This window comes from Ancylobacter tetraedralis, from assembly GCF_014195655.1.
In the GTDB taxonomy this organism is placed as follows: Bacteria; Pseudomonadota; Alphaproteobacteria; order Rhizobiales; family Xanthobacteraceae; genus Ancylobacter; species Ancylobacter tetraedralis.
This window is the reverse complement of sequence record NZ_JACICD010000001.1, coordinates 118,933-144,284: the sequence shown is the minus strand read 5'-3', so window position 1 is coordinate 144,284 and position 25,352 is coordinate 118,933. Positions and strand designations below refer to the sequence as shown.

21 protein-coding genes, 1 pseudogene and 1 other annotated feature are annotated in these 25,352 nt (G+C 66.9%); of the genes and pseudogenes, 19 read left to right on the top strand and 3 right to left on the bottom strand.

Annotation, left to right across the window (positions count from 1 at the left end):
• Positions 1-120 precede the first annotated feature (120 nt).
• The 12 genes from moxJ (at position 121) to FHS55_RS00630 (ending at position 10,210) form a co-directional block, all read left to right on the top strand.
• On the top strand, positions 121-1,014 hold the full coding sequence (moxJ, locus tag FHS55_RS00685; RefSeq protein ID WP_183187762.1) for a methanol oxidation system protein MoxJ: 894 nt from the start codon (positions 121-123) through the stop codon (positions 1,012-1,014).
• Positions 1,015-1,046: 32 nt separating this feature from the next.
• On the top strand, positions 1,047-1,625 hold the full coding sequence (gene moxG / locus FHS55_RS00680) for a cytochrome c(L), periplasmic (protein ID WP_183187761.1): 579 nt from the start codon (positions 1,047-1,049) through the stop codon (positions 1,623-1,625).
• A gap of 44 nt (positions 1,626-1,669) precedes the next feature.
• Entirely contained in the window at positions 1,670-2,011 is a 342-nt protein-coding gene (locus FHS55_RS00675; RefSeq protein WP_183187760.1) for a methanol dehydrogenase [cytochrome c] subunit, read from the top strand.
• A 280-nt stretch (positions 2,012-2,291) separates the two neighbouring features.
• Entirely contained in the window at positions 2,292-3,323 is a 1,032-nt protein-coding gene (locus tag FHS55_RS00670) for an AAA family ATPase (RefSeq protein WP_183187759.1), read from the top strand.
• Positions 3,320-4,207: a DUF58 domain-containing protein gene (locus FHS55_RS00665; RefSeq protein WP_183187758.1), complete on the top strand. Its 888-nt coding sequence runs from the start codon at positions 3,320-3,322 to the stop codon at positions 4,205-4,207. Before FHS55_RS00670 ends, FHS55_RS00665 begins: the two co-directional genes overlap by 4 nt.
• On the top strand, positions 4,208-5,143 hold the full coding sequence (locus FHS55_RS00660) for a nonribosomal peptide synthetase MxaA (RefSeq protein ID WP_343055931.1): 936 nt from the start codon (positions 4,208-4,210) through the stop codon (positions 5,141-5,143).
• Positions 5,140-6,219, top strand: a complete 1,080-nt coding sequence (locus FHS55_RS00655; RefSeq protein WP_183187757.1) for a vWA domain-containing protein — start codon at positions 5,140-5,142, stop codon at positions 6,217-6,219. The genes FHS55_RS00660 and FHS55_RS00655 overlap by 4 nt, the downstream gene beginning before the upstream one ends.
• A complete protein-coding gene (locus FHS55_RS00650) occupies positions 6,216-6,776 on the top strand; it encodes a hypothetical protein (RefSeq protein ID WP_183187756.1) in 561 nt (186 codons plus the stop codon). The genes FHS55_RS00655 and FHS55_RS00650 overlap by 4 nt, the downstream gene beginning before the upstream one ends.
• The gene (locus FHS55_RS00645; RefSeq protein ID WP_183187755.1) at positions 6,776-7,750 is read left to right on the top strand and encodes a vWA domain-containing protein; all 975 of its coding nucleotides are present in this window, start codon (positions 6,776-6,778) and stop codon (positions 7,748-7,750) included. The genes FHS55_RS00650 and FHS55_RS00645 overlap by 1 nt, the downstream gene beginning before the upstream one ends.
• Before the next feature lie 16 nt (positions 7,751-7,766).
• Positions 7,767-8,312, top strand: a complete 546-nt coding sequence (locus FHS55_RS00640) for an SRPBCC family protein (protein ID WP_183187754.1) — start codon at positions 7,767-7,769, stop codon at positions 8,310-8,312.
• Positions 8,309-9,334 (top strand): YncE family protein, encoded by a 1,026-nt coding sequence (locus FHS55_RS00635; RefSeq protein ID WP_183187753.1) that lies wholly within the window; start codon positions 8,309-8,311, stop codon positions 9,332-9,334. Before FHS55_RS00640 ends, FHS55_RS00635 begins: the two co-directional genes overlap by 4 nt.
• Positions 9,335-9,364: 30 nt before the next feature.
• The gene (locus FHS55_RS00630; protein WP_183187752.1) at positions 9,365-10,210 is read left to right on the top strand and encodes a c-type cytochrome; all 846 of its coding nucleotides are present in this window, start codon (positions 9,365-9,367) and stop codon (positions 10,208-10,210) included.
• 26 nt (positions 10,211-10,236) lie between these two features.
• Here the strand turns inward: FHS55_RS00630 and FHS55_RS00625 are convergent.
• A pseudogene (locus FHS55_RS00625) lies at positions 10,237-11,718 on the bottom strand (SulP family inorganic anion transporter); the annotation flags it as partial.
• Positions 11,719-11,790: 72 nt separating this feature from the next.
• Positions 11,791-11,846: a sequence feature (sul1 is cis-regulatory element that is thought to sense ions involved in sulfur or methionine metabolism; They are found in Alphaproteobacteria), on the bottom strand.
• A gap of 86 nt (positions 11,847-11,932) precedes the next feature.
• Positions 11,933-12,826 (bottom strand): LysR family transcriptional regulator, encoded by an 894-nt coding sequence (locus FHS55_RS00620; RefSeq protein ID WP_183187751.1) that lies wholly within the window; start codon positions 12,824-12,826, stop codon positions 11,933-11,935.
• Between the two features lie 339 nt (positions 12,827-13,165).
• On the opposite strand from FHS55_RS00620, the gene FHS55_RS00615 reads away from it, so the two are divergent.
• Both FHS55_RS00615 and FHS55_RS00610 read left to right on the top strand, forming a co-directional pair.
• Positions 13,166-15,211 carry a PAS domain-containing sensor histidine kinase gene (locus tag FHS55_RS00615; protein WP_343055930.1) on the top strand — a complete coding sequence of 682 codons (2,046 nt, stop codon included), beginning with the start codon at positions 13,166-13,168 and terminating at the stop codon, positions 15,209-15,211.
• A 189-nt stretch (positions 15,212-15,400) separates the two neighbouring features.
• Positions 15,401-16,330: an alpha/beta fold hydrolase gene (locus tag FHS55_RS00610; RefSeq protein ID WP_183187750.1), complete on the top strand. Its 930-nt coding sequence runs from the start codon at positions 15,401-15,403 to the stop codon at positions 16,328-16,330.
• A gap of 109 nt (positions 16,331-16,439) precedes the next feature.
• Here FHS55_RS00610 and FHS55_RS00605 read toward each other — a convergent pair whose 3' ends face one another.
• Positions 16,440-18,254: an acyltransferase family protein gene (locus FHS55_RS00605; RefSeq protein WP_183187749.1), complete on the bottom strand. Its 1,815-nt coding sequence runs from the start codon at positions 18,252-18,254 to the stop codon at positions 16,440-16,442.
• A 607-nt stretch (positions 18,255-18,861) separates the two neighbouring features.
• Between FHS55_RS00605 and FHS55_RS00600 the strand changes: the two genes are divergently transcribed.
• The 5 genes from FHS55_RS00600 to FHS55_RS00580 all read left to right on the top strand — a co-directional run bounded on the left by FHS55_RS00600 (position 18,862) and on the right by FHS55_RS00580 (position 25,288).
• Positions 18,862-20,163 carry an extracellular solute-binding protein gene (locus tag FHS55_RS00600; protein ID WP_183187748.1) on the top strand — a complete coding sequence of 434 codons (1,302 nt, stop codon included), beginning with the start codon at positions 18,862-18,864 and terminating at the stop codon, positions 20,161-20,163.
• On the top strand, positions 20,150-21,043 hold the full coding sequence (locus FHS55_RS00595; RefSeq protein WP_246339739.1) for a carbohydrate ABC transporter permease: 894 nt from the start codon (positions 20,150-20,152) through the stop codon (positions 21,041-21,043). The genes FHS55_RS00600 and FHS55_RS00595 overlap by 14 nt, the downstream gene beginning before the upstream one ends.
• Positions 21,036-21,827, top strand: coding sequence for a carbohydrate ABC transporter permease (locus FHS55_RS00590; RefSeq protein WP_183187746.1), 792 nt, complete (start codon positions 21,036-21,038; stop codon positions 21,825-21,827). Before FHS55_RS00595 ends, FHS55_RS00590 begins: the two co-directional genes overlap by 8 nt.
• Before the next feature lie 95 nt (positions 21,828-21,922).
• Complete coding sequence (locus FHS55_RS00585) at positions 21,923-24,805, top strand: winged helix-turn-helix domain-containing protein (RefSeq protein WP_183187745.1); 2,883 nt, start codon at positions 21,923-21,925, stop codon at positions 24,803-24,805.
• 111 nt (positions 24,806-24,916) lie between these two features.
• The gene (locus FHS55_RS00580) at positions 24,917-25,288 is read left to right on the top strand and encodes a hypothetical protein (RefSeq protein WP_183187744.1); all 372 of its coding nucleotides are present in this window, start codon (positions 24,917-24,919) and stop codon (positions 25,286-25,288) included.
• Positions 25,289-25,352: the final 64 nt, after the last annotated feature.

The window sequence follows — 25,352 nt, the reverse complement described above, 5'->3', positions numbered from 1 at the left end:
CGGCCGCCCCATCCGCTTCATCGGCCGGGCGGCCGCCTCTTTCCGATCCTCGTTCCTGACACCCCCGGCGCCACGGGCGAAGCCCGTTCGCGCGTCAGCCGCCCTCGCGGAGGAAATGTCATGCCCAAATGTCAATCCGTCAGCCGGCTCACCATCGCGGCCGGCCTCAGCACGGCCGTCGCCCTCGCCGCCCTCCTGCTGCCCCTGCCCGCGCATGCCGCGACGGTCGAGGCGGACAAGCCCGCCGACGGCAACCCCGGCGAGCTGCGCATCTGCTCATCCACCGTCGAGGCACCGTTCTCCGCCGCCGATTCCTCCGGCTTCGAAGACCGCATCGCCGTCGTGCTGGCGCGGACCATGGGCCGCAAGCCAGTCTTCGTGCGGACCAAACAGCCCGGCATCTATCTCGTGCGCGACGAACTCGATAAGAATCACTGCGACCTCGTGATGGGCGTGGATGTCGGTGACGAGCGGGTGCTGACCACCAAGCCCTATTACCGCACCGGCTACGTGCTGGTGACGAAGGCCGATCGCAACATCACCGCGAGCGACTGGCAGGATGGGCAGATCAAGGATCAGGCCCGCTTTGCGGTGCGCTTCTACTCGCCGGCGGAAACCATCCTCAAGCGCATCGGCCGGTTCGAGGACAACGCCGCCTACATGTATTCGCTGGTCGACTTCAAGTCGCGCCGCAACCAGTGGGTCCAGGTGCCGGGTGACCGGCTGGTCACGGAAGTCGCGAACGGGGAAGCGGATGTCGCCATCGCCTTCGCGCCGGAAGTGGCGCGCTATGTGAAGGCCTCGACGACGCCGCTGCGCATGACCCTGATCAGCACCGATATCGATCGGCCGAACGCCGCGCCGATCCCGATGCACTACGATCAGGCGGTGGGGGTGCGCAAGAACGACCCCGCGCTGCGCGCCGAGATCGACGCGGCACTCGAAAAGGCCCGCCCGCAGATCGAGGCGATCCTGACCGAGGAAGGCATCCCGCTGCTGGACCCGAACACCTGACGCGGCGCCCGCCCCGCGATGCGAAAGATTCGATGAAAAAGACAACCCTGATCAAGACCGCCACCGTGCTCGTGACGATCGGCAGCCTCGCCCTCGGTGCCCGCGCCGCGATCATGCTCACCAACACGATCACCGGCCAGCCGCTCGACCTCGCGGAGGCGCCGGAAGAAGGACGCGACACCGAGGCGGTGAAGACATTCCTGCAGACGGGCGTCAACATCTACAACGAGAAGCCCGTCTGCCTGCCCAAGGCGCATGAACTGTTCCTCTCCATGTGCTCGGGCTGCCACGGCCATTATGCCGAGGGCAAGATCGGCCCGGGCCTCAACGACGCCTACTGGACCTACCCCAAGAACGAGACCGATCAGGGTCTGTTCGAGACCATATTCGGCGGCGCCAACGGCCAGATGGGGCCGATGTACGGCGCGCTGAACATGAACGAGATGCTGCTCGTCATGTCCTGGATCCGCCACCTCTACAAGGATGACCCGAAGGGCGCCGTGTGGCTGACCAGCGAGCAGCGCAGCACATTCAAGCCGTTCGATGAGCACGCCAACCCAATCGAACCATCCGACGCGCTGCCCGCGCAGTGCGGCGGCACGGCGGACTGAACCGCCGGCACACAGAACTGATGGAAACGACGAGGAGAACGACCATGAGAGCGACCAAAGGAACGACCACCCGACTTGTCGACCAGAGCCTTAAATTCAGCTGCCTCATCGCCGGCACCGCGGCGTTCGGGCTCGCCATGGTGGTGGGCGCGGCCGCCTATGACGGCACCAACTGCAAGGCACCGGGCAATTGCTGGGAGCCCAAGCCCGGCTATCCCGCGCAGGTCGCCGGCTCGAAATACGACCCCAAGCACGATCCGCGCGAGCTGAACAAGCAGCAGGAATCGATCAAGGGCATGGAGGCGCGCAACGCCCAGCGTGTCGAGTATTTCCAGAAGACCGGCAAGTTCGTCTACGACGTCAGCAAGATTCCGAGCGCGAACTAGCCTCGCGCCGACCAGCATCCCCCTCGCCCGGAAACGCCGTGAGGCCTTTCCGGGCGCCGTTCACCGATATTGCTTCCAGCCGAGCGGCAGCGGCTTTCGAGAACCCACCTGCGGACGGACGCGCCTTTCTCCTGTCCGTCCACGATCCTCCGGGCCTTGTCCGGGCGTGGGCAACTGGCGCGGTCGGCGTTTCGCGAGATTTCGCGGGCGCCGACCGCGCCATCTTTTCAGGGACGTTCCGCGCCGCGGCGCGCACCCCATGGCCTTAGGAACCAGCGTCATGCGTCTCGTTCGCGAGCCGGATTCCATTCTGTCGGACTGGCGCGCCCGCGCGCTGCGCGTCGAGAGCGAAATCGGCAAGGTCGTGCTGGGGCAGGCGCGCGTCATCCGGCTGCTGACCATCGCCACCTTCGCGCGCGGCCATGTGCTGCTGGAGGGTGATGTCGGCGTCGGCAAGACGACGCTGCTGCGCGCCCTCGCCCGCGCCATTGGCGGCGCCTTCGAGCGGATCGAGGGCACGATCGACCTGATGCCGGCCGACCTGATCTATCACGCCCATCTCGGCGAGGATGGCAAGCCGCGCATCGATCCCGGCCCGCTGCTGAAGCAGGGGGAGGACCTCTCCGTCTTCTTCTTCAACGAGATCAATCGGGCGCGGCCGCAGGTCCATTCGCTGCTGCTGCGGCTGATGGCCGAGCGCTCGCTCTCCGCCTTCAACCGCGAATACCATTTCCCCCATGTGCAGGTCTTTGCCGACCGCAACCGGGTGGAGCGCGAGGAAACCTTCGAACTGCCGGCCGCCGCGCGCGACCGCTTCCTGATGGAACTGCAGGTCGCCATGCCGGCGGACGACGCCGCGCGGCGCAGCCTGGTGTTCGATCCGCGCTTCCATAATGTCGATACGCTGCTCGGTGAGGTCGCGGCCGGAATTCTGGAACCGGAGGCGCTGGAGACGGTTGCCCGCGTCATCCAGATCGGCATCACCACCAGCCCGGCACTCGAAGCCTATGTGATGGCGCTGTGGGAGGCGGTGCGGGAACCGCACGCCCATGGCATCCATGTCGACAATGTCGACATGGCGCGGCTCGTCCAGGGCGGCGCCAGCCCGCGCGGCATGAGCTACCTCGTGCGCGCGGCCCGCGTCCGCGCCTGGATCGAGAACCGCGACATGGTCGTGCCGGAGGATGTGCGCGCCGTGTTCCCGGAGGTGATGGCGCACCGCATCTTCATCGACCCGGTCTATGAGATGCGCCGCGAGGCTCTGGTCGGCGACCTCATCGCCGGCGTCTTCGCGCGGGTTCCCGCGCCATGAGCGAAGCGCCCGGCACGCATCACGCGCAAGCGCGCGTTCACGCCCCCCTTCATGCGCCCCTGGCCTATCGCCTGCGCTGGCGCCCGGAGGGGGTGTTTCCCGGCGCCCATCCCGGCCATGGCGAGGGCATGGAGGGCGAATTCCGCCGCCTCGTGCCGCTGCTGCGCCAGCCCGACCCGCGCCGGCTCGACCTGCGGGCCTCGCTGCGCGATCCGTTCGGCGACCTGCATGTGCGTCAGTTCGCGCCACGGCGCGCCGTGGCCCTGGCGGCGCTGGTGGATGTGTCGGGATCGATGCGCTTCGGCGAGGCGGTGCGCGGGCGCGTCGCCGATCTCTGCGGCCTGCTCGCCCTCTCGGCGGTGCGCGCGGGCGACAGCTTCGCGCTGTTCTCGTGCGACGCGCATCTGCGCGACGAGGCCAGCCTGCCGCCGTCCCGCCGCCGCGGGCTGGAGGAAGAGGTGCGTCAGCGGCTGATGGCCGTGCGACCACAGGGGCGCGGCACGGGCGGGCTGATGGAAGCCGCCGAGCGCCTGCCGGCGCGGCGCTCGCTGGTTTTCCTCGTCTCCGATTTCCTGATACCGCTGGACGAACTCGATCGCCTGCTCGATGCGCTGTGGCGGCACGACGTCATCCCGGTGCGGGTCGCCGACAGCGCGCTGGAAGACGCCCTGCCGCGCTGGGGGCTGATCGAGATCGCCGATCTGGAAAGCGGCGCCTCCCGCCTCGTCTTCATGCGCCCGGGCCTGCGCGAGCGCTGGCGGACGCGCGCCCGCGCGCACCGCGACGCGCTGGCGCACAGCTTCGCCCGGCGCGGCCTGCGCGATTTCGAGCTGAATGACCGCCTCGACCACGAGGCGCTGGCCCGCCGGCTGCTGGAGGGTTGAGTGAGAGCGCCCCCTCGCCTCCCCGCCGGCCTGCCGCTCGGGCTCGCCCTGCTGCTCGCGCCCGCGCCCGCGTCGGCGCAGGTCCGCGCGGTCGATCTCTATGCGCCGCGCCCGTTTGGCTACACGATCGGCGACACGATCGACCTCTCCGCCGAGATCGCGCTCGACGCGCCGTTCCTTCTCGATCCCGCCGCGCTGCCGCGCCCGCGCGCGCTGACCTACTGGCTCGACCTCCGGGATGTACGGCTGGACGACGAAGGCGTGGCGGACGGTGTGCAGCGTTACACGCTCCACCTCACCTACCAGACCTTCTACGCGCCGCTGGAGCCCAAGCGGCTCGACCTGCCGGCGCTGGCGCTCACCGCGGTCGATGGCGGGCGTCGGATCGAGCTGGCGGTGCCGTCCTGGTCGTTCCTGATGTCGCCCTTGCGCGAGATCGTCGCCTCGGCCGGCGGCACGACAATGGCGCTGCGCCCCGACATGGCGCCTCCCCTGATCGCCACCGCCGGCACGCGGCGCCATCTGATGCTCGCGCTCGTCGGCGCGCTGCTCGCCCTCCTCGCCCTGGCCTGGCACCTGGGATGGGGGCCGTTCGGCCGGCGCCGCGCGCGTCCCTTCGCCCGCGCCGCGCGCATGGTGGCGGCCGAGATCGCCGCCGCGCCCGCGTCCCCGCCCGCTTATGGCCGCGCGCTCGTTGCCCTGCACCGCGCCTTCGACGCGACGGCGGGGGCCGGGGTGCTCGCCGAGGACCTGCCGGGCTTCTTTTCCGCGCATCCCGCCTTTGCGCCCGTGGAGGGCGAGGTGCGCCGGCTGTTCGCGGCCTCGCGCCGGCTGTTCTTCGGCGAAGATCCGGCGGCGGCGGCGCGCGAACTGGCGCCGGAGGACGTCCTCGCCCTCGCTCGGCGCCTGCGCGCGGTGGAACGGGGCAGCGCATGAACGCGGCGGGGATGGCGGCAAGCCTGACGCGAGATTGGGGCGTGGACCAGCCATGGCTGCTCCTCCTGCTCGCGCTCGCGCTTCTGCCCTTTGCGGCGACGGCTTTCGTGCGGCGCGGCATCGCCTCGACCCTGCTGGTGCCGGACGACGCGCTGTCAAAGGCGGTCAGCCTCGGCCTGCGGCTCGCCGGCAGCGTGGCAATCGCGACGATCGTGCTCGGGCTCGCCGGGCTGCACCAGCGCGAGCAGGCGATAGTCCGGCAGGGCACGGGTGCCCATCTCGTCCTGCTGCTCGACCGCTCCTCCAGCATGGATAACAGCTTCGCCGACCGCGCGCCGAGTGGCGACCAGGAGGCGAAGTCGGTGGTGGCCAAGCGGCTACTGGTCGATTTCATCGGGCGTCGCCCGCGCGATCGCATCGCCGTCTCGGCCTTCTCGACCTCTCCCATGCCGATCCTGCCGCTGACCGACCATCATGACGTGGTGCGCGCCGCCATCAACGCCATCGACCGGCCGGGCCTTGCCTTCACCGATGTCGGGCGCGGCCTCGCGCTGGCGCTGGACTCCTTCGCGGATGACGCGAATGAGAGTTCGCGCGCCATCCTGCTGGTGTCGGACGGGGCGGCGCTGATCGACCGGCGCGTGCAGGAGGCGCTGCGCGATGCCGTCATCCGCACGCCGGTGCATCTCTACTGGCTGTTCCTGCGCTCGCGCGGCTCGAAGGGCATTTTCGACATCCCCCCGCCCGGCGAGGACACGCCGCAGGCCAATCCCGAGCGCCACCTGCACCTGTTCCTGCAAAGCCTCGGTGTGCCCTATGAGGCGTTCGAGGCAACCAGCCCGCAGGCGGTGGAGCGGGCCATCGCCGAGATCGACCGGCAGGAGACCCGCCCCCTCACCTATGTCGAGCGCGTGCCGCGCCGCGATTTCGCCCACGCGGCCTTTGCCGCGGCGGCTGTCGCCATCGGCCTGCTGCTGGCCGCCAAGCTCGGCGAGCGGGCGCTGACGCGGGCAATGCCGGCCGCGCCGGCGGGTGCCGGGCACACGGGCGCCGCGCCCATGCGGAGGGCGGCATGAGAACGGAACGGCTCCTCCTCCTCGTGACCCTGCTGCTGCTTGTCGTCAGCCTCGGAGCGGCCGGCTGGTTCGGCCTGCGCCTCGTGCAGGACCGGCTCGCCAATGCCGACATCGCGGCGCTGGCGAGCGGGCGCGATGTCCCGGTCGATGCCGACGCCCGGCCCGCGCTGCTGCTCGCGCGGCTCAGCTTCCTCGCCACGCGTGACCGCTTCGAGGAGGCCCAGCCGCTGGTCAACCGCATCCTGGCGACGGGGGACACGCCCATCGTGGCGACCGCCCTCTACGACCTCGCCAATGCGCGGCTGCGGGCGGCGCTCTCGCATCTGGAGATCAACGAGATCGATCCCGCCGTGCCGCTGGTGCGCCTCGCCAAGGAGGGGTATCGCCGCGCGCTCGGGCTCGATCCCGGGCTGTGGGACGCGAAGTACAATCTCGACATCGCCATGCGGCTGGTACGCGACTTCCCGCAGATCGAAACATCGGGCGAGGACCTTCCCCCCGAGGCGGCCAAACGGCTGTGGACCGACCTGCCCGGCGTGCCGCAGGGGCTGCCGTGATGCGCGCGCCCCCCGGCACCTTGCGCGACTGGCGGTTCTGGCTGCTGGCCATGGCCTTCCTCACGCTGATCGCCGCGCTCCTCCTGCCCCGCCTCACCCTGACGCGCGAGGCGCGCGATCTTCTGGTGGTGATCGATGTCACCGGCAGCATGAATGTGCGCGACTATGAGGTCGACGGCGTGCCGGCCGCACGGCTGGCGGTGGCCAAGCGGGCGGCGCGCGACCTGCTCGCCGCGCTACCCTGCCAATCGCGCCTCGGCCTCGGCATCTTCACCGAACGGCGCAGCTTCCTGCTCTTCGAGCCGGCCGAGGTCTGCGAGAATTACGCGGCGATCGACGGCGCGCTGGAGGGGCTCGACTGGCGCATGGCGTGGGAGGGCGACAGCCATGTCGCGCGCGGCGTCCACGCGGCGCTGGCCATCGCCGCCAGCCTTCCCGCCGACCTGGTGTTCCTGACCGACGGGCAGGAGGCTCCGCCGCTCGCCGGGGGCGCGCTGCCCCGTTTCGAGGGTGAGCCGGGCAAGGTCGCGGGGGTCCTCATGGGCGTCGGCTCGCCCAACCCCTCCCCCATTCCGAAATTCGACGCGGATGGCCGGGAGACCGGCTTCTACGCCGAGCAGGACGTGCCGCAGGAGGACCGTTCCGGCCCGCCGCCCGCCGATGCGCCCTCGCGCGCCGGGTGGGACCCGCGCAACGCGCCTTGGGGCGGCGAGGCGGCGACCGGCACCGAGCATCTCGGCAGCCTGCGCGAAGACCACCTGCGCAGCCTCGCGGCGCAGACCGGGCTCGGCTTCGCGGTGCTGCGCGATCCCGGCGCGCTGGCGGCCGTGGTGAACGCGAACACGCGCGCCCGCCCGGTGGAACTGCGCGTCGACATCGCCGCCATCCCGGCGGCATTGGCGCTGCTCTGCCTCACCCTCCTGTTCACGGCGGGCGCGCTGGTCGGCCGCCGGCCCGAGCGACTTCCCGCCTGATGCCAAGGAAACCGACATGCTGCATCGACTTGTCCGCGCCGTCTCCCTCGCCGTCTCCCTCGGCCTTGTCGCAGCCGGGCTCGCACCCCTTGCCGCGCATGGCCCGACGCCACAGCGGGCCGAGGAGACGATAACGATCGCGGCATCCCCGGATCAGGTCTGGAAGCTGGTGGCCGATTTCGGCTCCATCGGCGAGTGGAACCCGCTGGTGACGAAGGTGGCACTCACCGGCGGCAGTGCGGCCGGCGCCGAACGCGTGCTGACGCTGGCCAAGGGCGAGATCACCGAGGGCCTCGACGAGGTGGATGCACCGGCGCACAGGGTCTCCTACCGCCTGCTGAAGGAGAATACTGAAGCGATCCCGGTCAGCTTCTACACCGCCACCATCGAGGTGACGCCGGCCGGCGCGGGCAGCGCCGTGCGCTGGGATGCCCGCTTCTACCGCGCCGACACCACCAACGAGCCGCCCGAGGAACTGAACGACGCCGCCGCCATCGCCGCCATGACGGACTTCATCCGGCAGGGGCTGGAGGGGCTGAAGGCGAAGGCAACCGCGAAATGACCCGGCGGGCGCGGCGCCCCGCCGGATGGCCGCGCGCGGCGACCCTCGCGCTCATCGCCGCCCTGCTGCTGCCGGCCGCGTCGGTGCAGGCCGGGCCGCAAGCCGGGCCAGTGGTCGCCGTGGTCTCGCAGCAGGCGGGCGTCGTCACGCTGATCGACGCCGATGCGGCGGCGGTCCTCGCGGAAATCGCCGTACCGCGCGTTCCCGCCGGCATCGCGGCGTCCCCGGACGGGCGCACGCTCTATGTGACGCATCCCGACCCCGGCCTCGTCTCGCGCATCGACGTGGCCGGGCGACGGCTGGAGGCCAGCTTCCGCGTCGGGCGCGAACCCTTCGGCATTGCCGTCATCGAGGAGGGCCGTGCGCTGCTCGTCACCGACTGGGCAGGGGACGCGCTGATCCGCGTTGACGCGACCACGGGGCGCGAGACCGGCCGGGCGACGACCGGCCGCTCGCCGGCCGGCATCGTGGTCGACGCGGCGGGGCACGCCTATGTCGCCGACCGTGAAAGCCAGCAGGTCAGCGTCATCGACATCGCCGCGATGACCCGGACCGCGACGATCGCGACCGGCCGCGCGCCCTTCGCGCTGGCATTGTCGCCGGACGACGAGCGGCTCTATGTCGCCAATGTGCAGAGCGGCGATCTCTCGGTGATCGCCACGGCGACGCGCGTGGAGACCGCGCGCGTCAAGGTCGGGCTGATGCCCTATGGCGTGGCGGCCATGCCCGATGGCCGCGCCATCCTCGTCGCCAACCAGCAGGGCGGCAACGTGGCGATCCTCGACGCCGCCTCCAACAGCGTGATCGCGCGGACACGGCTGGGCGACTATCCCGAAGGCATCGTGGCGCTGGATTCCCGGCGGGCGGCGATGGCCAGCTGGGCGGGCGACGCGGTGGAGATCCTCGACATCGCCGGCGCGCGCGGAACGGACCATATTGCCGTCGGGGCGGGGCCGCGCGGCCTCGTCGTCCTGTCCGCGCCGGGAGGCGACAGGCCAGGCTTTGAGGTTGTCCGCCCCTGAGAGACAAGCCGGGAAGACCGGGAGGAGAGAATGAGGGTACTGGGCATCATCGCGCTGGCGGCCGCATCGCTGGCCCTGCAAGGAGGGACGCCGGCCGCGCAGGCGGCCGAGGACGCGGCGGCGCGCGGCGGCTATCTCGTCAACGCCGTGATGATCTGCGGCCGTTGCCACACGACGCCGGGACCCTCCGCCAGGCCGTTTGCCGGCGGGCGGATGATCGAGACGCCAGCCTACACCGTTCAGGGCTCCAACATCACGCCCGACCCGGCGACCGGCATCGGCGGCTGGAGCGACGCGGCGATCGGGCGCGCCATCACGCAGGGGCTGCGGCCGGATGGCAGCCGCATGTCCGCTTCCATGCCCTATGGCTTCTATGCCGGGCTCGCGCCTCAGGATCTCGCCGCGATCATCGGCTATCTGCGCGCGCTGCCGCCGGTGAGCAACGCCGTCGCCGCACCTCGCTATGCCGTGCCGCCGGCACCCGCCACCGCCATGCCCCAGTCGAGTGGGCCCCAGTCGAGCGGATCCGCGGGCGATGCGCGGATCGAGCAGGGCCGCTATCTCGGCACGCTGGCGCGCTGCCTCGGCTGCCATTCCACGCCCGGCGCCGATGGCGAACCCGACCTCACCGCCGGGCTCGGCCATGGCGGCGCGCGCTTCGAGGGGCCGTGGGGCGTGGTGGTCGCGCCCGACATCACGCCGCGCGGGCTGGCCGACTGGAGCGACGAGGCGATCCGCCGCGCGCTGGTCGAGGGCATCGCGCCGGACGGGCGCAAGCTGGCGGCGCCGATGCAGGCCAAGGCCTATGCCCAGCTGGTACCGGGCGATGTCGACGCGCTCATCGCGTGGCTGCGCAGCCTGCCGGCCGAAAACTGAGCACGGGAGCGCCGCGCCACGGCTCGGTGCGGCGAGCTTGGCGCGGGCATGTCCTTGTCATGGGTCGCGAAGCGATCGACCATGGTGGCGCTGGCCTCGTTGAGGCCGATCACCTCGACACGCGCGCCGGCCTTGCGAAATTTCAGCACCGCCTTGTCCAGGGCGCCGATGGACGTGATGTCCCAGAAATGGGCGAGGGTAAGATCGATGACCACCTCGCGGGCCGGCCGGTCGAAATCGAAGCCGCGCAGGAACACTTCCGAGGAGGCGAAGAAGATCTGGCCGTTGACGACATAGGTCACCCGGCCGCTGGCCTCATCGACATGCTCGCCGACAGCCACCAGTTGCGAGACCTTCCCCGCGAAGAACACGCCCGACAGCAGAACGCCCACCAGCACGCCGATGGCGAGGTCATGCGTCGTCACCACGGTGATGACGGTCGCCAGCATGACCACCGAGGACGAGCGCGGGTTGGTGCGTAGATCGAGGAGCGAGCGCCAGGAGAAGGTGCCGATCGACACCATGATCATCACCGCCACCAGCGCCGCCATCGGAATGATGCGCACGAGGTCGTCCAGCACGAGGATCAGGAACAGCAGGAAGGCGCCGGCGACGAAGGTGGAGAGCCGCCCGCGCCCTCCCGAGGTCACGTTGATGACCGACTGGCCGATCATCGCGCAGCCGCCCATGCCGCCGATCAGCGCCGAGGCGATGTTGCTGGTGCCCTGCCCCAGGCATTCCTGGCTCTTGTCGCTCATCGTGTCGGTCATGTCGTCGACGATCTGCGCGGTGAGCAGCGATTCCAGCAGGCCGACCGCCGCCAGCGTCAGCGAATAGGGCAGGATGATCTTGAGGGTTTCCAGCGTGAACGGCACGTCCGGCAGGGTGAAGACCGGCAGGCCGGAGGGCAGCGCGCCGAGATCGCCGACGGTGCGCAGGTCGATGCCGCTCCACCACGCGAACAGCGTGAGCGCGGCGATGGCGACCAGTGGCGAGGGGATCACCCTCGTCACGCGCGGGAACAGGTAGATGATGGCAAGCCCGGCCGCGATCATCGGGTAGGTCTCCATCGGCACGCCGATGAGTTCCGGCAACTGCGCCATGAAGATGAGAATGGCGAGCGCGTTGACGAAGCCGGTGATGACCGAGCGCGAGACGAAGCGCATGACCCGCCCGAGCCGCAGGAAGCCGGCAAGGATCTGGATCAGGCCCATCAGAATGGTGGCGGCGAACAGATATTGCAGACCGTGGTCGCGCACGAGCGAGACCATCACCACGGCGGTGGCCGCCGTGGCGGCGGAGATCATGCCCGGCCGGCCGCCGACAATGGCGGAGACGCAGGCAATCGCGAAGGAGGCGAACAGCCCGACCTTCGGATCGACGCCGGCAATCACCGAGAAGCCAATGGCTTCAGGGATCAACGCGAGGGCGACGACAATGCCGGCGAGCACATCGGCGCGGATATTGCCCGTCCAGTCGCGGAAATAGCGGGAGGTCGAAAAGGACATGGATGTCATGAGAGGATTCTTCGCAAAGAGCGGGCGTCCGCGAACGAGGCGGCGGCGCCGGTGCTGACTATGCGTGATCCGGCGGATTGGCGGCCGGAAGAGCCACCCGGGATTTCACCGGGTCCTGACGAATGAACCGGACCTAAAACAATTTTGCCGCTGGCGCAACGCCGCTCTCCCATGGCTCTCCCACGCGGAGCGCCGGGGGGTGGCCTCAGCGAAGAATCGACGGCAGGTTGCGGGCCATGAAGTCGACAAAGGCCGCCAGCCGGACCGGAAAGCCGCGCGCGCCCGGCCAGACCGCGGAGACGGCCCGCTGATTGGCGGTCTGCTCGGCCAGCAGATGGCGCAGGGCGCCGCTGGCAATATGCTCGTCCGCCCAGAAGCTGGGCAGGCAGCCGATGCCGAAGCCGTTCAGCGTCGCCGAGAGCAGCACCGCGTAATGATCGGCCACCAGCCGGTTGGCGAGCCCGGCATTCACCTGCGCCTGGTCGGGCCCGAGCGGCCAGTTGTCGATGCGGTTGCTCGAGACATTGCGATTGCGAAGGCAGTCGTGGCCCAGGAGATCGCCGATCGTCTGCGGCGTGCCGCGCCGCTCCAGATAATCGGGGGACGCCACCAGCCGCAGGCTGAACGTGCCGAGCCGGCGGGTCAGCAGGCGCGAATCCTGCAGCGGGCCAATCCGCAAGACAACGTCGAACCCCTCCTCCACAAGATCGACCAAGCGGTTGGTGTAACTGACTTCAAGCTCGACCTGGGGGAATTTCGCCATGAACTGCAGAAAGACGCACGTCCATCCCTCGCTCGCCACGGGGGCGCTGACGCGCAACTTTCCGCTGGGCTGTTCCTGGGCCGTTGAAAGGTCCGCTTCCGCCACCGCGAGCTCGGCCAGGATGTTCTGGCAGTGAGCCAGAAAGACCGCGCCTTCCGGCGTCAGCCCGATGCTGCGGTTATTGCGATGAAACAGCCGCACGCCAAGCCGCTCTTCAAGCCTGACGATGGCCTTGCCTATGGCCGAGGCCGAGACGCCCAGCACGCGACCCGCCGCCGAATAGCTGCCCGAATCGTTCACCTGAACGAAGACCGAGATACCGTCGAACTTGTTCATGCGGAATTTTTGTCCGTACCATCCGGAAGGATGGCCTCGTTTCGCAGGGAGCGCGAATTAATGTATCTTTTCCATTATGCCTTTAAGCTCGAAATTTAAACTGATAAATTCATAATAACAGACACTAGGGAACCTCCAGGGTTTATTCGGAAGACCACGTTCCTGGAATTTTGAAATGAATCAGATTCGGGTTGCTGGCAAAGCACACGACTTCGATTGTCCAATCGTCGCCGCGCTTGTGGACTTGTTCAATTCGCAGCCCCCCGGCGCGACAGTTGGCTCGGAACTGGCCGTGGGTGTTGCCTGTCGGGCCGTGCCGCGCAGCGTGCCGGAATGATCGTGCCTGCGAAGGACGACGAGACCGCGCGGCCGGCCTCGATGGCCGTGCCGGGCGCGCGGCGCGGGATCGGCTTTCTTGCCGGCGCGGTGGCGGGTGCGGCCGTGCTGTTCCTTGCCGATGTCTGGCTCCCCCTGCCCGGGCCGATCGCGGCGCTCTATCTGTGCGTGGTGTTCCTGGTCGCGCTTTCCGGTCGCCACGCCCTCGTGGTCCCCGCCGGTGTCGCCTGCGGGGCGCTGGCGATCCTCGCCTTTCTCCTGTCGCCGGCGACTGACACCAGCCCCGACGCGGTCGCGCAGCTCGTCCTGGGCCTGCTGGTCATCGCCGGGGCGACCGGCTTCGCCTTCCATCTGGGCCGCCAGCAGGAGCCGATGCTGGAACAGGCCCGCATCCTGGAACTGGCCCACGACACGGTCATCGTGTGCGACGCCGAGGATCGCATCGCCTATTGGAGCGAAGGAGCCGAAAAGCTCTACGGCTGGCCGCGCCAACAGGCGCTGGGCGCCGCTTGCGACCAGCTGCTGCGCACCGAATATTCATCCACGGGAGCCTCCGACGCGCGCGCCGAGGCCGGCATGTGGGCCGGCGAGATCACACGGCATCGGCAGGATGGCAGCCGCATCGTGCTGGCCAGCCGCCGGCTGGTTCGCCGAAACCGCCTCGGGCGCCGGATCGCCACCATCGAGACCAGTTCCGACCTGACCGCGGAGCGGAATGCGGACGAGAAGCGGCGCATTTCGGAGGAGCGCTATGAAGCGATCTTCAATGCGTCGCCGGTATCGATCTGGGAGTCGGACTGGTCCCGCGTGCTGGCGCACTTCCAAGCGCATGGCGTGACGCCGCACTCGCTTCGGGCCACCCGGGACCAGTTGTCGATCGTCCGCAACCTGGGCTCCACTCGTATCGCCAACAAGGCGACGGTGGAACTTTTCGGCACCGGTAACCCCACCTCCATGGAGGGTAAGACCTTCGTTTCCTTCTACATGCCGTCGACCGAGCCCGCGCTGGCCGAGATTTTCGCCTCCTTCCTCGAAGGCAGCCAGATGCGCGAGGTGGAAACGCAGTTCCGCACCACGGCGGGCAACATTATCGACGTGCTCTGGCGCGCCACGCTGCTGCCGGGCGAGACGCCGTGGGCGCGCGTGCTCATCACCGCTGTCGACGTCACCGATCGCAACAAGGCGCGCGCGGAACTCGAAAAGGCGTCCACCGATCTCGCCCATGCCGCGCGCATTTCGACGCTCGGCCAGCTTTCCGCCTCCATCGCCCATGAGGTCAGCCAGCCGCTGGCGGCCATCAAGACCTATGCGGATTCGGCGAAGCGGTGGCTCAGCGGCCCCCGGCCCGACATGGGTGAAGTCGCCCTCTGCCTGGACGGCGTCATTTCCAACACCACCCGCGCGGCCGAGACGCTGGCGCGCGTCAGGTCCATGGCGCGCAACGAGGCGCCGGTGCCGGAATCCTTCGATCTGGCCGGATTGATCGCGGAATCGGTCCGGCTGATCCAGCGCGAGGCCAATGCGCATGGCGCCTATATACGCGAGCTGATCGAGCCGGGCCTGCCCATGGCCTTCGCCAACCGCGTGCAGATCCAGCAGGTCACGGTCAACCTGATGCTCAATGCCGTTCAGGCGATGGACAAGGTCGAGGGCCGCGCCCGGGAAGTCGTCGTTTCCTGCCGAACCGATCAAGCACAGATGATGGCGGTGGACGTTCGCGACAATGGCAGCGGCATCGCGCTGGACAATCCCAACGGCATATTCCAGCCGTTCCACACCACCAAGGCCAGCGGCCTGGGCATGGGGCTGGCCATATGCCGCTCCATCGTCGAGGCGCATGGCGGATCCATAAGGGCCGAGAACAATATCGGCCACGGCGCCACGGTCTCCTTCACCGTTCCCTCGCATGTGCGCGCCGCCGATATCACGCAGCGTCTCCCGCCGGCCGACCTGACGGCCCCGGACCCGCGCCGGTCGACGCCGGAAGCCGTCAACCTCGCCGACCTGCAATCCGCCGATCCATTCGGATCGAGGCAGGTCCGCCACTAGACGTGGCTTTCCGCGAAAGTGGATCGGCTTTCGCGATTCGAAAACGCGCCGGCTTGGTGAATCGAAAGCACGCGCCGATCTGATTGCAGCGCCATCCGATCGGGTCACGCGCTCTCCATCAATAGGCCAGAGGCGGGTTGCCGCGGCCCGGCACGAGGCGACGTGACAGCCGACAGGAAAACGGTTTTCATGCAGAAAATGACCAATGCTGCGGGAATGTCGGGGCGCTCGCACTTTTTCCGCACCAGCGACGGCGTCACGCTGCACTATCTCGCGGCGGGCGAAGGCCGGCCGGTGATCCTCATCCCCGGCTGGTCGCAGACCGCGCTCGAGTGGACGTTCCAGATCGCTCATCTCGCCGCCACGCATCATGTGCTCGCGGTGGACATGCGCGGCCACGGGCTCAGCGACAAGCCTCGGCATGGCTACCGCATCGCCAGGCTGGCGGCCGATCTTGCCGAGATGATCCGGGCGCTGGAGCTTTCGGACGTGACACTGGTCGGGCACTCCATGGGCGCCTCGGTGATCTGGTGCTATCTGGAGCTCTACGGCGAGGCGAATATCGATCGCCTGGTCTTCGTGGATCAGGCCGCCGCAATCGTCGCCTCTCCGGGCTGGACGGAGGCCGAGCGGCTGGAGGCCGGCTCGATCCTGTCAGCCTCGGAGGCCACGGATCTGGTCGAGCGGTTGGCGCAGGATGACGGGCCCCTCACCGCCTCCTTCGTGACTTCCATGTTCAGCGAGGCCTATCCGTCGAGTGAGATGGCCTGGATACTGGAACAGAATGCCCTGTTCCCCCGCCCCTTCGCCGCCCGCCTGCTGCAGGATCACGCCTTCAAGGACTGGCGCGACGTCATCGCCCGTATCGCGCGCCCCTGCCTGTGCGTGGGCGCCCGCCGCAGCATCGTCCCCTGGCAGGCCATGGTGGCGACCGGCCGATCCATCCGGGATGCGCGCACCGTCATCTTCGAGATCGAGGAGGGAGGATCGCATTTCATGTTCATCGAGAACCCGGCCCGCTTCAACGCCCTTGTCAGCGCCTTTCTCGCCGACGCCCGGGAGGGGCACGACGCGGTGGAGCTTTCGGCCCCATCCCCTCATCCGACGCCGAATCCCTAGCCGCGGGGGTGCTCCCCAAGGGATCGCGGCAGGGATCGCGTCAGGGATCGCGACGCCTGGACTGGCCGATGCCGCGATCTCCTCACCGCAAGCCCGAGGCAGCCCGGACCTATTGCGCGCCGACGCCCCCCACGAGAAGCGCACCATAGGCGCTGGGCTTCAAAGCGTGATCGCCGAAATATATGGCGCCATATTTCGTCACATGCCGACGATCGGTGCTCAGCATCTTGCCGTTATCGTCGGTAATGGGCACCATGCCATCTCTGGAAACCGCGCCTAATAGAGATATAAAATTAGCAGAAGGCACAATCTCTTCGTCAAGCTTCTGGTTCCGAAGCGAAAATTCCGGAATTTTGTTGTATTGATTTGCCCGATCGTTTGACGAAAGTTGAATTATCCAGTTCAGATTATACCCAAAATGCTTCGTACCTACGAAGAATATTTCCTTTCCACGCTCATCCGCCCAGGTGATGTCCCTTTGAACGCAGTGCTGCCGGATGCTGTCGGGGGTGTCGTAACCGCTGGCAAAGACGATGATGTCAGCCGCATCGAACAGTGATTTATCCACGGGATCCGAACGGCTCTCGATGCAGGCCTGGGCCGTGTCGGAGTAAGCGATTTCGATGTTGCTCACATCAAATGTCTCGGTGGTCATGTTGATGAAATCGCGACCGAAACTGTCGCCGACAACGAAAATCCGCCGTCGCCCATCGCTGTCGAAATGACTTTTTTTATACTCGAATACACGGCTGTTATAGATGCGCTTGTCGATGTCGGCGATATTCTCGTTTCTGTCAAACACCCTCCAATACATGCCATAGGTCTTGTTGAGATAAATCCCCGCTCCCAGCAAGCAGATCGAACTGACGACCGACAAGACAATGAAGCTCCGGCGGCCGATGATCTGGCGATTGCGGAACGGAGCCTCGACAAATCGCCAGGTGAGATAGGACAGGATGAAATTGGCGACGATCAGCACGGCATAGGTCTGCGGACCGACCTGATCGACGGCATGAATGCGAGCCAGCGCGAAAAGCGGCTGATGCCAGAGATAAAGGCTGTAGCTGATCAACCCGATGCCCACCAGGACCCGGCTGGACAGCAGGCGATAGGCCAGCGTGCCCTCGACGGCAAAGGCGATGACCAGAACAGCGCCGCCGACCGGAATGAGCAGCCACAGGCCGGGCGAGAGAAACGAATCGTCAAAGCCGACGACCGACCCGGCAATCATCGCAAGGCCGGCGAGGCTGGCCACCTCCTGCCGCACACCCTTGGGAGAGGGGGCCGCGCGATAGGCCAGCCAGTACGCCAGAATGGCGCCGGCCAGCAATTCCCAGCCACGGGTCGGCAGAATGTAGAAAGCGATGGCGGGAAAATGTGCGACGCCCCAGACAGCCACCATCAGGCTGGAAATGAACAGAACGACCATTGCCGGAAGCACATAGGTCCGCGCGTATTTCCACATCAGAAACAGCGCGACGGGAACAATCATATAATATTGCTCTTCGACACCCAGGCTCCATGTATGGATCAATGGCTTGAACATGCTTTCGAGCGACCAGTAATCGGCCGTCATCGCCAAAAGCATATTGTTTGAGAACAACAAGGTAGCGACTATGGATTGGCCAAAATTCTTGAATTCATCCGGCATCATCCAGAGGTAGGCGAAAGGCAGTGTCGCCGCGATCACAAGAAAAAGCGCCGGCAGAATGCGCCTCAGGCGACGATCGTAAAATCGCAGAACGGAGAATCGTCCAGCGTCCAGATCACCCATGATGATCGTCGTTATCAAATAACCACTGATAACGAAGAATATATCTACGCCAACAAATCCACCGTGAAATAAGCTAAATCCAGCATGCCCGAATATAACTGGCAAAACGGCAATGGCCCTGAGGCCATCCACTTCAATTCTGTACTTCATAAAACAAGAGGCTCCGTAGCACGTAAATTCATATTCTGCGTATGATCATCGGTTCGGCTACAATATGACGACCCGAACGATACTAGGGACTCCAGCGCATTCTGATTCCGTCAGGTGGCAAGCGTGATGGGGGCCGCGAGGGCCGAACCCGAGCCTCGGCGAGGGAGGCATCCGGCTCGCCGTCGAAGGCTACGACACCCGCACCATCCGAGCCAAGGCCGCAGGCGCGCATATGTGCGCCGCATATCGTCCAAGGCGACGGAGAGCGCGCCGCGCCCGGCCGCTGGCACCGCTGCGCTGCCATGCGACATCACAAGCAAGGCCAGCAGCCCGGTCCGCATGCCCAATTCCGGCGGCGCGAAGGTCCGTCGTCGGCTGCTCCAGTGGATGCGGGCGGTGAGAGGGCGGCCATGCAATTATAATGGCCCGGATCGGCGCCCGGGCCATCTTGACGGAAGGCGTAGTTCCCGGGTGATGCTTGACGCGACTGGATATCGAGCATCACCGGCCTGTCCATCCTGCATCGATCCTCAGGCACGTCGCCGGTATACCGGAACCACACGGGATCCGCGAAGGCATCCTCGCCCCAACATTGCAGGGGGCATGCGTGATCCGTATCTTTCCCTCGCGAGGCCAAATTGCTAACTTCGCGCTCCGGCTCGTCTGTCCCGGGGGGGAGAAGACAATGGCGCGTCTGGTTGCTCTCTTGCTCGCTCTGGCGTGTGTGCCCTTTTCATCCGGGCTGTACGGTGCCGTGGCCGCCGACCTGCGGTTCACGGCGGGGGAATATTCGGGGTTCACGCGCCCCTTCCTTGAACGCGTCGCGCGCGATTACGAGGCGCTTCATCCCGACACGCATATCCAGATCGAGGTCATCCCGTGGGACAGCTATCTGCAGAAGCTGACGACCGATATCAGTAGCGGGGACCAGCCCGATATTGCGATCGTCCCCACCATGTGGGTCTCGGATCTGGCGGCCGATGGTCTGCTCGAACCGCTCGATCCGCTGGTGACGCCGGAATTCAAGGCGAAGTTCATTCCCGCCTTTCTTGTGCCGGCCCGGGTGAACGGAACGTTGCTCGGCCTGCCGGCCGCGGCCTCGGCCCGCGCCATGGTGGTCAATACCGACCTGCTGCAAAAGGCGGGGGTGCAGGCGCCGAAGACGTGGGACGACCTCCGCACCGCGGCGAAGGCCGTCTCGGCCCTGCCCGACACGTATGGCTTCGGGCTGCCGGGCAAGGAAGTCGAGGTCGACACCTATTTCTATTACGCGCTGTGGGGCTTTGGCGGCGAAATCCTCAAGGACGGGAAGAGCGGTCTCGCATCTCCCGAAGCCATCCGCGCCGCGACCTTCTACATGTCGCTGATCAACGAGAAGGCGACCGAACCCTCGCCCACGGCCCATAGCCGCGAGGATGTGTTCAAGCTGTTCAAGGAGGGGCGCATCGGCATCGTCTTCGCCTACCCGATGCTTGTCCCGCAGTTGAAGGCGGAAGCGCCCGATCTGCGCTACGCCGTCCTGCCGTTTCCGGTCCAGACCCAGCCGGTCACGCTGGGCGTGACCGACGTCCTCACGCTGTCCAGTTCGTCGAAAAACCAGAAGGCTGCCTGGGATTTCATGCAGTTCCTGTACGGCGCCAAGTACCGTGCCGAATTCGACCACGCGGAAGGACTTCTCCCCGTCACGGTGGAAGGCGCGGCGGACAGCTATTACAAGGACGATCCCGATATCGCCGCCTTCGCCGCAGGGCTGGCCTACGCCCGCTTCGCGCCGACCATCAAAGGCTGGTCGGAACTGTCGGAAATTACCCTCCGCTCGCTGCAGGCCATGTATATCGGCCAGAAGACACCTGCGGAGGCGATGACGGATGCGGCGCGGCAAATCGACGACGTCCTTGCCCACCGTTGACGAGCCGCATCTGCGCACCCGCCAGATGCTTTTTCTGCTGATGGCCCCGAGTGTCGCGGCCGCCTTTTTCATCACCCTCGTGCCTGTCCTGCTGCTCGTGCGGATGTCGCTTTCCAGCGTGTCGCGCTTCGGCCGGATCGGGGATTATGTCGGGCTGCGCAATTTCGCGCGCCTGATGGCGGATCCGCTCCTGCCGGACATCGCCCTGCGGACCGTGATCTGGACCGGCTCGGTGGTGGGCGGCACCCTCCTCATCGCCCTGCCGACCGCGCTGGTGCTGAACCGGCGCTTCTTCGGCCGCCGTCTCGCGCAGTTTCTCGTGCTGGCGCCATGGGCCATTTCCGTCACCTCGATGGCGGTCGTCTGGCGACGGGTGCTCAGCGACGAAGCCGGGCTGTTGAACAGGCTCGCCATGGCGAGCGGCCTGATCGAGCGTCCGGTCATCTGGCTCGGTTCGATCCCGGCGAGCTTCGGCTTCGAGATCCTGATCGCCATTCTGGTCTCCGTGCCGTTTAGCACGGTCATCCTGCTCGCGGGCCTTTCCTCGATCCCGGCGGACCTCTCCGACGCGGCCCGCCTCGATGGTGCGAATGCCGGCGCGCGGCTGGGTCATGTCACCCTGCCCCTGCTGAGGCCGTTCATCTGCGTCGTGCTGATCTTCAACATCGCCTATGTGATGAACTCATTCCCGATCATCTGGATCCTCACCCAGGGGGGGCCGGCGAACGGTACCGACATTCTCGTGACCTATCTCTACAAGCTGGCCTTCACACTCGGCAGGCTGGATGAGGCGGCGGCGCTGTCCATCCTCATGCTCGGCGCGCTGGGGGCACTGACGGTGCTCCTGCTGCGCCTGCTGGAGCGGCCCGCTCATGGTTAAGAGAAGCCTGCTGAGCTGGTGCGCCCTTCTTCCCTTGCTCGCGTTCAACCTGTTCCCCTTCGCCGTCGTGCTCGACACGATCCATCGCCGTGGAAGTGGCGGCGACGTGAGAACCTTCTGGATCGGCATGTGGTACCGGACGGAAATCGGCACGGCGCTCATCAACAGCCTCGTCATCGCCCTCTCGACGGCCCTCGCATCAACCCTCATAGCGCTGCCCGCCGCCTATGTGCTGTCCCGCTGGCGGTTCCGGGGACGGCGCGCAGCATCGGAAGCCCTTCTCGGCTCGCAGATACTGGCGCCCATCATGCTCGTGCTGGGGCTTTCCCAGATGGTCGCATGGGCCGGTCTGACGGATACGAGGCTGGCGCTGATCGGGCTCTATTCGGCGTTCCAGATCCCGTTCGCGATCTGGATGCTCCGGGGCTATATCGATGCCATCCCGGTGGAACTCGAAGAGGCGGCGCGCATCGACGGTGCTTCGCGGCTCCAGATACTCCGCCTCATCGTGCTGCCGCTGTCGCTACCCGCCATCGCGGTAACGGCGACCTTCGCCTTCATCACCGCGTTCAACGAGTTCGTTCTGGCGCTGACAATCCTGCGCAGCCCGTCCACCTTCACACTGCCCATCCGGGTCAACGCGTTGACGGCGGGGCGCTACGCGGTGGACTGGCCGGACGTCATGGCGGCCGTGCTGGTCGCCAGCCTGCCGGTGATGCTCACATTCGTCTGGCTGCAGCGCTACATGCTGCGCGGCCTTCGCCTGAGTCTGGGATCGACATAGACCATGGTCGACCCCAACTATGTCGCGCGCGCCCTATTGAGGTGATAGTGTCCCGCCATTCTTGGGAAATGAACTGACCGCATCATTGGACCATCGTGATTGAACAGGATGCACCTTCGGTCGGGCAGGTACGGTTCGGACCCTTTACCTACCTGCCGGCCCAGCAATTGCTCGCGGAGAACGGCACGGTCGTCAATCTGGGCAGCCGGGCACGGGCCATCCTGTTCGTCCTCCTCGAACATCACGGCGAGGTCGTCACCAAGGCACAGCTCATTCAGCGCGTCTGGCCGGAGACCTTCGTCGAGGAAGCCAATCTCCGGGTTCATATCGCGGCGCTGCGGCGCGCGCTTGGGGATGGCCAGGAGGGACGCCGCTACATCGTCAACATTTCCGGACGCGGCTATTCCTTTGTCTTTCCGGTAGAGCGCGAGGACGCGCCGCCGACGCGGGAGACGCCGCCAGGGCCGAGCCCCGTCCCCTCGAACCTCCCGCCGGCGCTGTCCCGCATTGTCGGCCGTGCCGCCACCGTCCCGTACATCGCCTCGCTGCTCAGGGAACAGCGTTTCGTTTCGCTGGTCGGTCCGGGCGGCATCGGAAAGTCCACCGTGGCGATTGCCGTCGCGCATGAGACCGCGCCCGGCTTCAGCGATGGCATCTGCTTTGTCGATCTGTCGGCCTTGAGCGACCCGCAGCTCGTGCCCGCCGCGGTCGCCGCCGCGCTGGGCGTGGGGCTGCTCACGGAAGCACCCATGCAGAGCCTCATCGCCGCGACCCGGTCGCGGCGGCGCCTGCTGCTGCTGGACAGCTGCGAGCACGTCATCGACGCGGTCTCGACCCTCGCCGAGGAATTGTTCGCCAAGGGCGGCGAGGGCCTGCACATCCTCGCCACGACGCGAGAACCGTTGCGCGTTCGCGGCGAGCGTATCCATCGCCTGTCCTCGCTCGACGCGCCGCCGCCCAGTGAACACCTGACAAGCGCCGAGGCGCTGCAGTATCCGGCGGTCCAGCTCTTCGTGGAGCGTGCCGCCGCAACCCTCAACGGGTTCAGGCTGATCGATTCCGAGGCGTCGGTCGTCGCCGATCTCTGCCGCCGGCTGGACGGTATCGCGCTTGCCATCGAAATCGCCGCGGGCCGCGTCGAGAGCCTGGGCGTCGCGGGCCTCGCCAGCCGCCTCGATGACCGCTTCCGCCTTCAGCTGCAGGGCCGTCGCACCGCGCTGCGACGGCACCAGACGCTGAGCACATTGCTCGACTGGAGCTACACGCTGTTGCCGCCCTTCGAGCAGCTTGTGCTGCGGCAACTGGCCGTACTGGCCGGCAATTTCACGGTGGACGATGCCATGGCCATCGTCGCCGATGACGAGGCGACCGACGAAAAAGTCGTCAATGCCCTCGCCAACCTGGTCGAGAAGTCGCTGATCGCGGCCGACGTGCATGGCTCGCAGGCGCGCTATCGGCTGCTCGACATGACCCGCGCCTATGCCGCGCTGAAGCTGGCGGAAAGCGGCAAACTCGAACTGCTGCGTCGCCGGCATGCCGAGATATTCCGCGATACGCTCGATCGGGCAGCTCTGGCATGGGCAGTCCAGCCGGCCCCCGAATGGACGCGCGACCATCGCCATCTCATCGACAATGCCCGCGCGGCGTTGGAATGGGCGTTTTCGCCGGGGGGGGATCCCGAGATCGGCGTCGCGCTGACATTGGGCACCGTTCCGCTCTGGTTCCAGCTGCAGCTCATCGCCGAGGCCCATGGACAGGTGCGGATGGCACTGGCGCGCATCGACAGTTCACATTGTGACTGGGTCCAGATGCGCCTGCAGGCCGCCCTCGCCTGGTCGCTCATGCAGATCCGGGGGCAGGTCGAGGAGACGCGCGTGGCGTGGCAGCGCACGCTCGATCTCGCGGAGAGCCTCGACGATACCGACTATCAGTTGCGGGCGCTGTGGGGGCTCTGGTCCTATCGGCTCAATCGCAGTCAATTCCACGAGGCGCTCGATCTCGCGCATCACTTTGCCGACGTCGCGGCGCGGCGCAGCGACCTGAACGACAGCCATATCGGCCATCGCATGATCGGCTACATCCTGCATCTGCTCGGCCGACAAGCGGAGGCACGCCAGCACATCGAGCGCATGGTCAACGGATATGTCGTGCCGGTCACGGGCGATCAGATCATCCGCTTCGTGTTCGAGCAGAAGGTGCTGGCGCGCTGCTTCCTGGCACGCATTCTCTGGCTGCAGGGCTCGTTTGACGCGGCCATGGCCGAGGTCGACGACATCGTTGCCGTGGCGGAGGCGGCCGATGATCGGCTGTCGCTCTGCCAGGTCTTGGTGCAGGCGGCATGCCCGGTGGCGCTGTTTGCCGACGACATGCCGCGCGCACGGCGCTTCATCACGCGGCTGGTCGACGAATCTGCGCGCGATGGCATCGAATTCTGGCAGGTCTGGGGGCAGTGCTTCGCGGGTGTCATGGCCGTCCGCGAGGGAAACCTGCCCTCGGGTATCAAGCATCTGGGCGACGCCCTGGGGCGGCTGCGAAGCATTGCTTACGGTGTCTACTACAGCGTCTTCCTGGCGGAATATGCCCAGGCGCTCGCGAAGGCGAATGAGTTGGAGCGCGCCAATACCTGTCTTGCGGAAGCCCTGACGCGCTCCGAGGAGAACGAGGAACGCTGGTTCGTTCCCGAACTCCGGCGGCTCTCCGGCGAGTTCGCCCTCCTCGCAAATGGCCCTGACGCTGCGGACGAAGCCGAACGGCACGTGACGCAGGCTCTGGAGATGGCCCGCGAGCAGCAGGCATTGTTCTGGGAAATCAAGGCGGCGATCAGCCTGGCCCGCCTCTGGCAGACCCAAGGGCGCGCCGCCGAAGCCGAAGCCCTGCTTTCGCCATTGATCCATCGCTGCGGGAGCGGCGGCGATCAGGCTGTGGTGAGGGAAGCGACGGAGTTGTTGAGCGGAACGGCGCGCGGGCTTTTCGCCTGAACAGCGCGGCCCGGGTACAGGGCGACCGCGTTCCATCTGCGCGCAGCGGCAATTTGCAAATTTTTACACGCGCCGTCGGCAGGTCCCTCTACATTCCTCTAAGTCAGATCAGTGTACGAGGAGTTCACTGACATGAACCCTTCTCAGTGGCGATTCATGGCCCAGTCCGAACGTCCCAGCCTGTCGATCCTGGACGAGACAGCCGCGCGGGCCGGCGCGGAGACCGCCTGCGGGCAGGCTGTCGATATGCAGGCTGTCGCCGGGCAGGCGCCTCCCCTGCAGGACGATATCGAACTGCATCGCCAGATTGCCGACGCGCTCACCGCCATCATGTTGCAGGCTGAAGCCGTGCGCCGCAATTCCATCCATTCCCGGGTGAATGAGGCTGCCGTAACATCCTCCTGCGACCACATCGTCGAATGCGCCAAGCGGGCCTGGCAGCTGATTTGCGAGCCGCCCGGTTCCGCCGGCACCCGCTATTGACCGAACCATCGCCCGCCCCTGCCCGTCCGGCGACGCGGCGTGGATTTCCGGATGCCGCACCGGT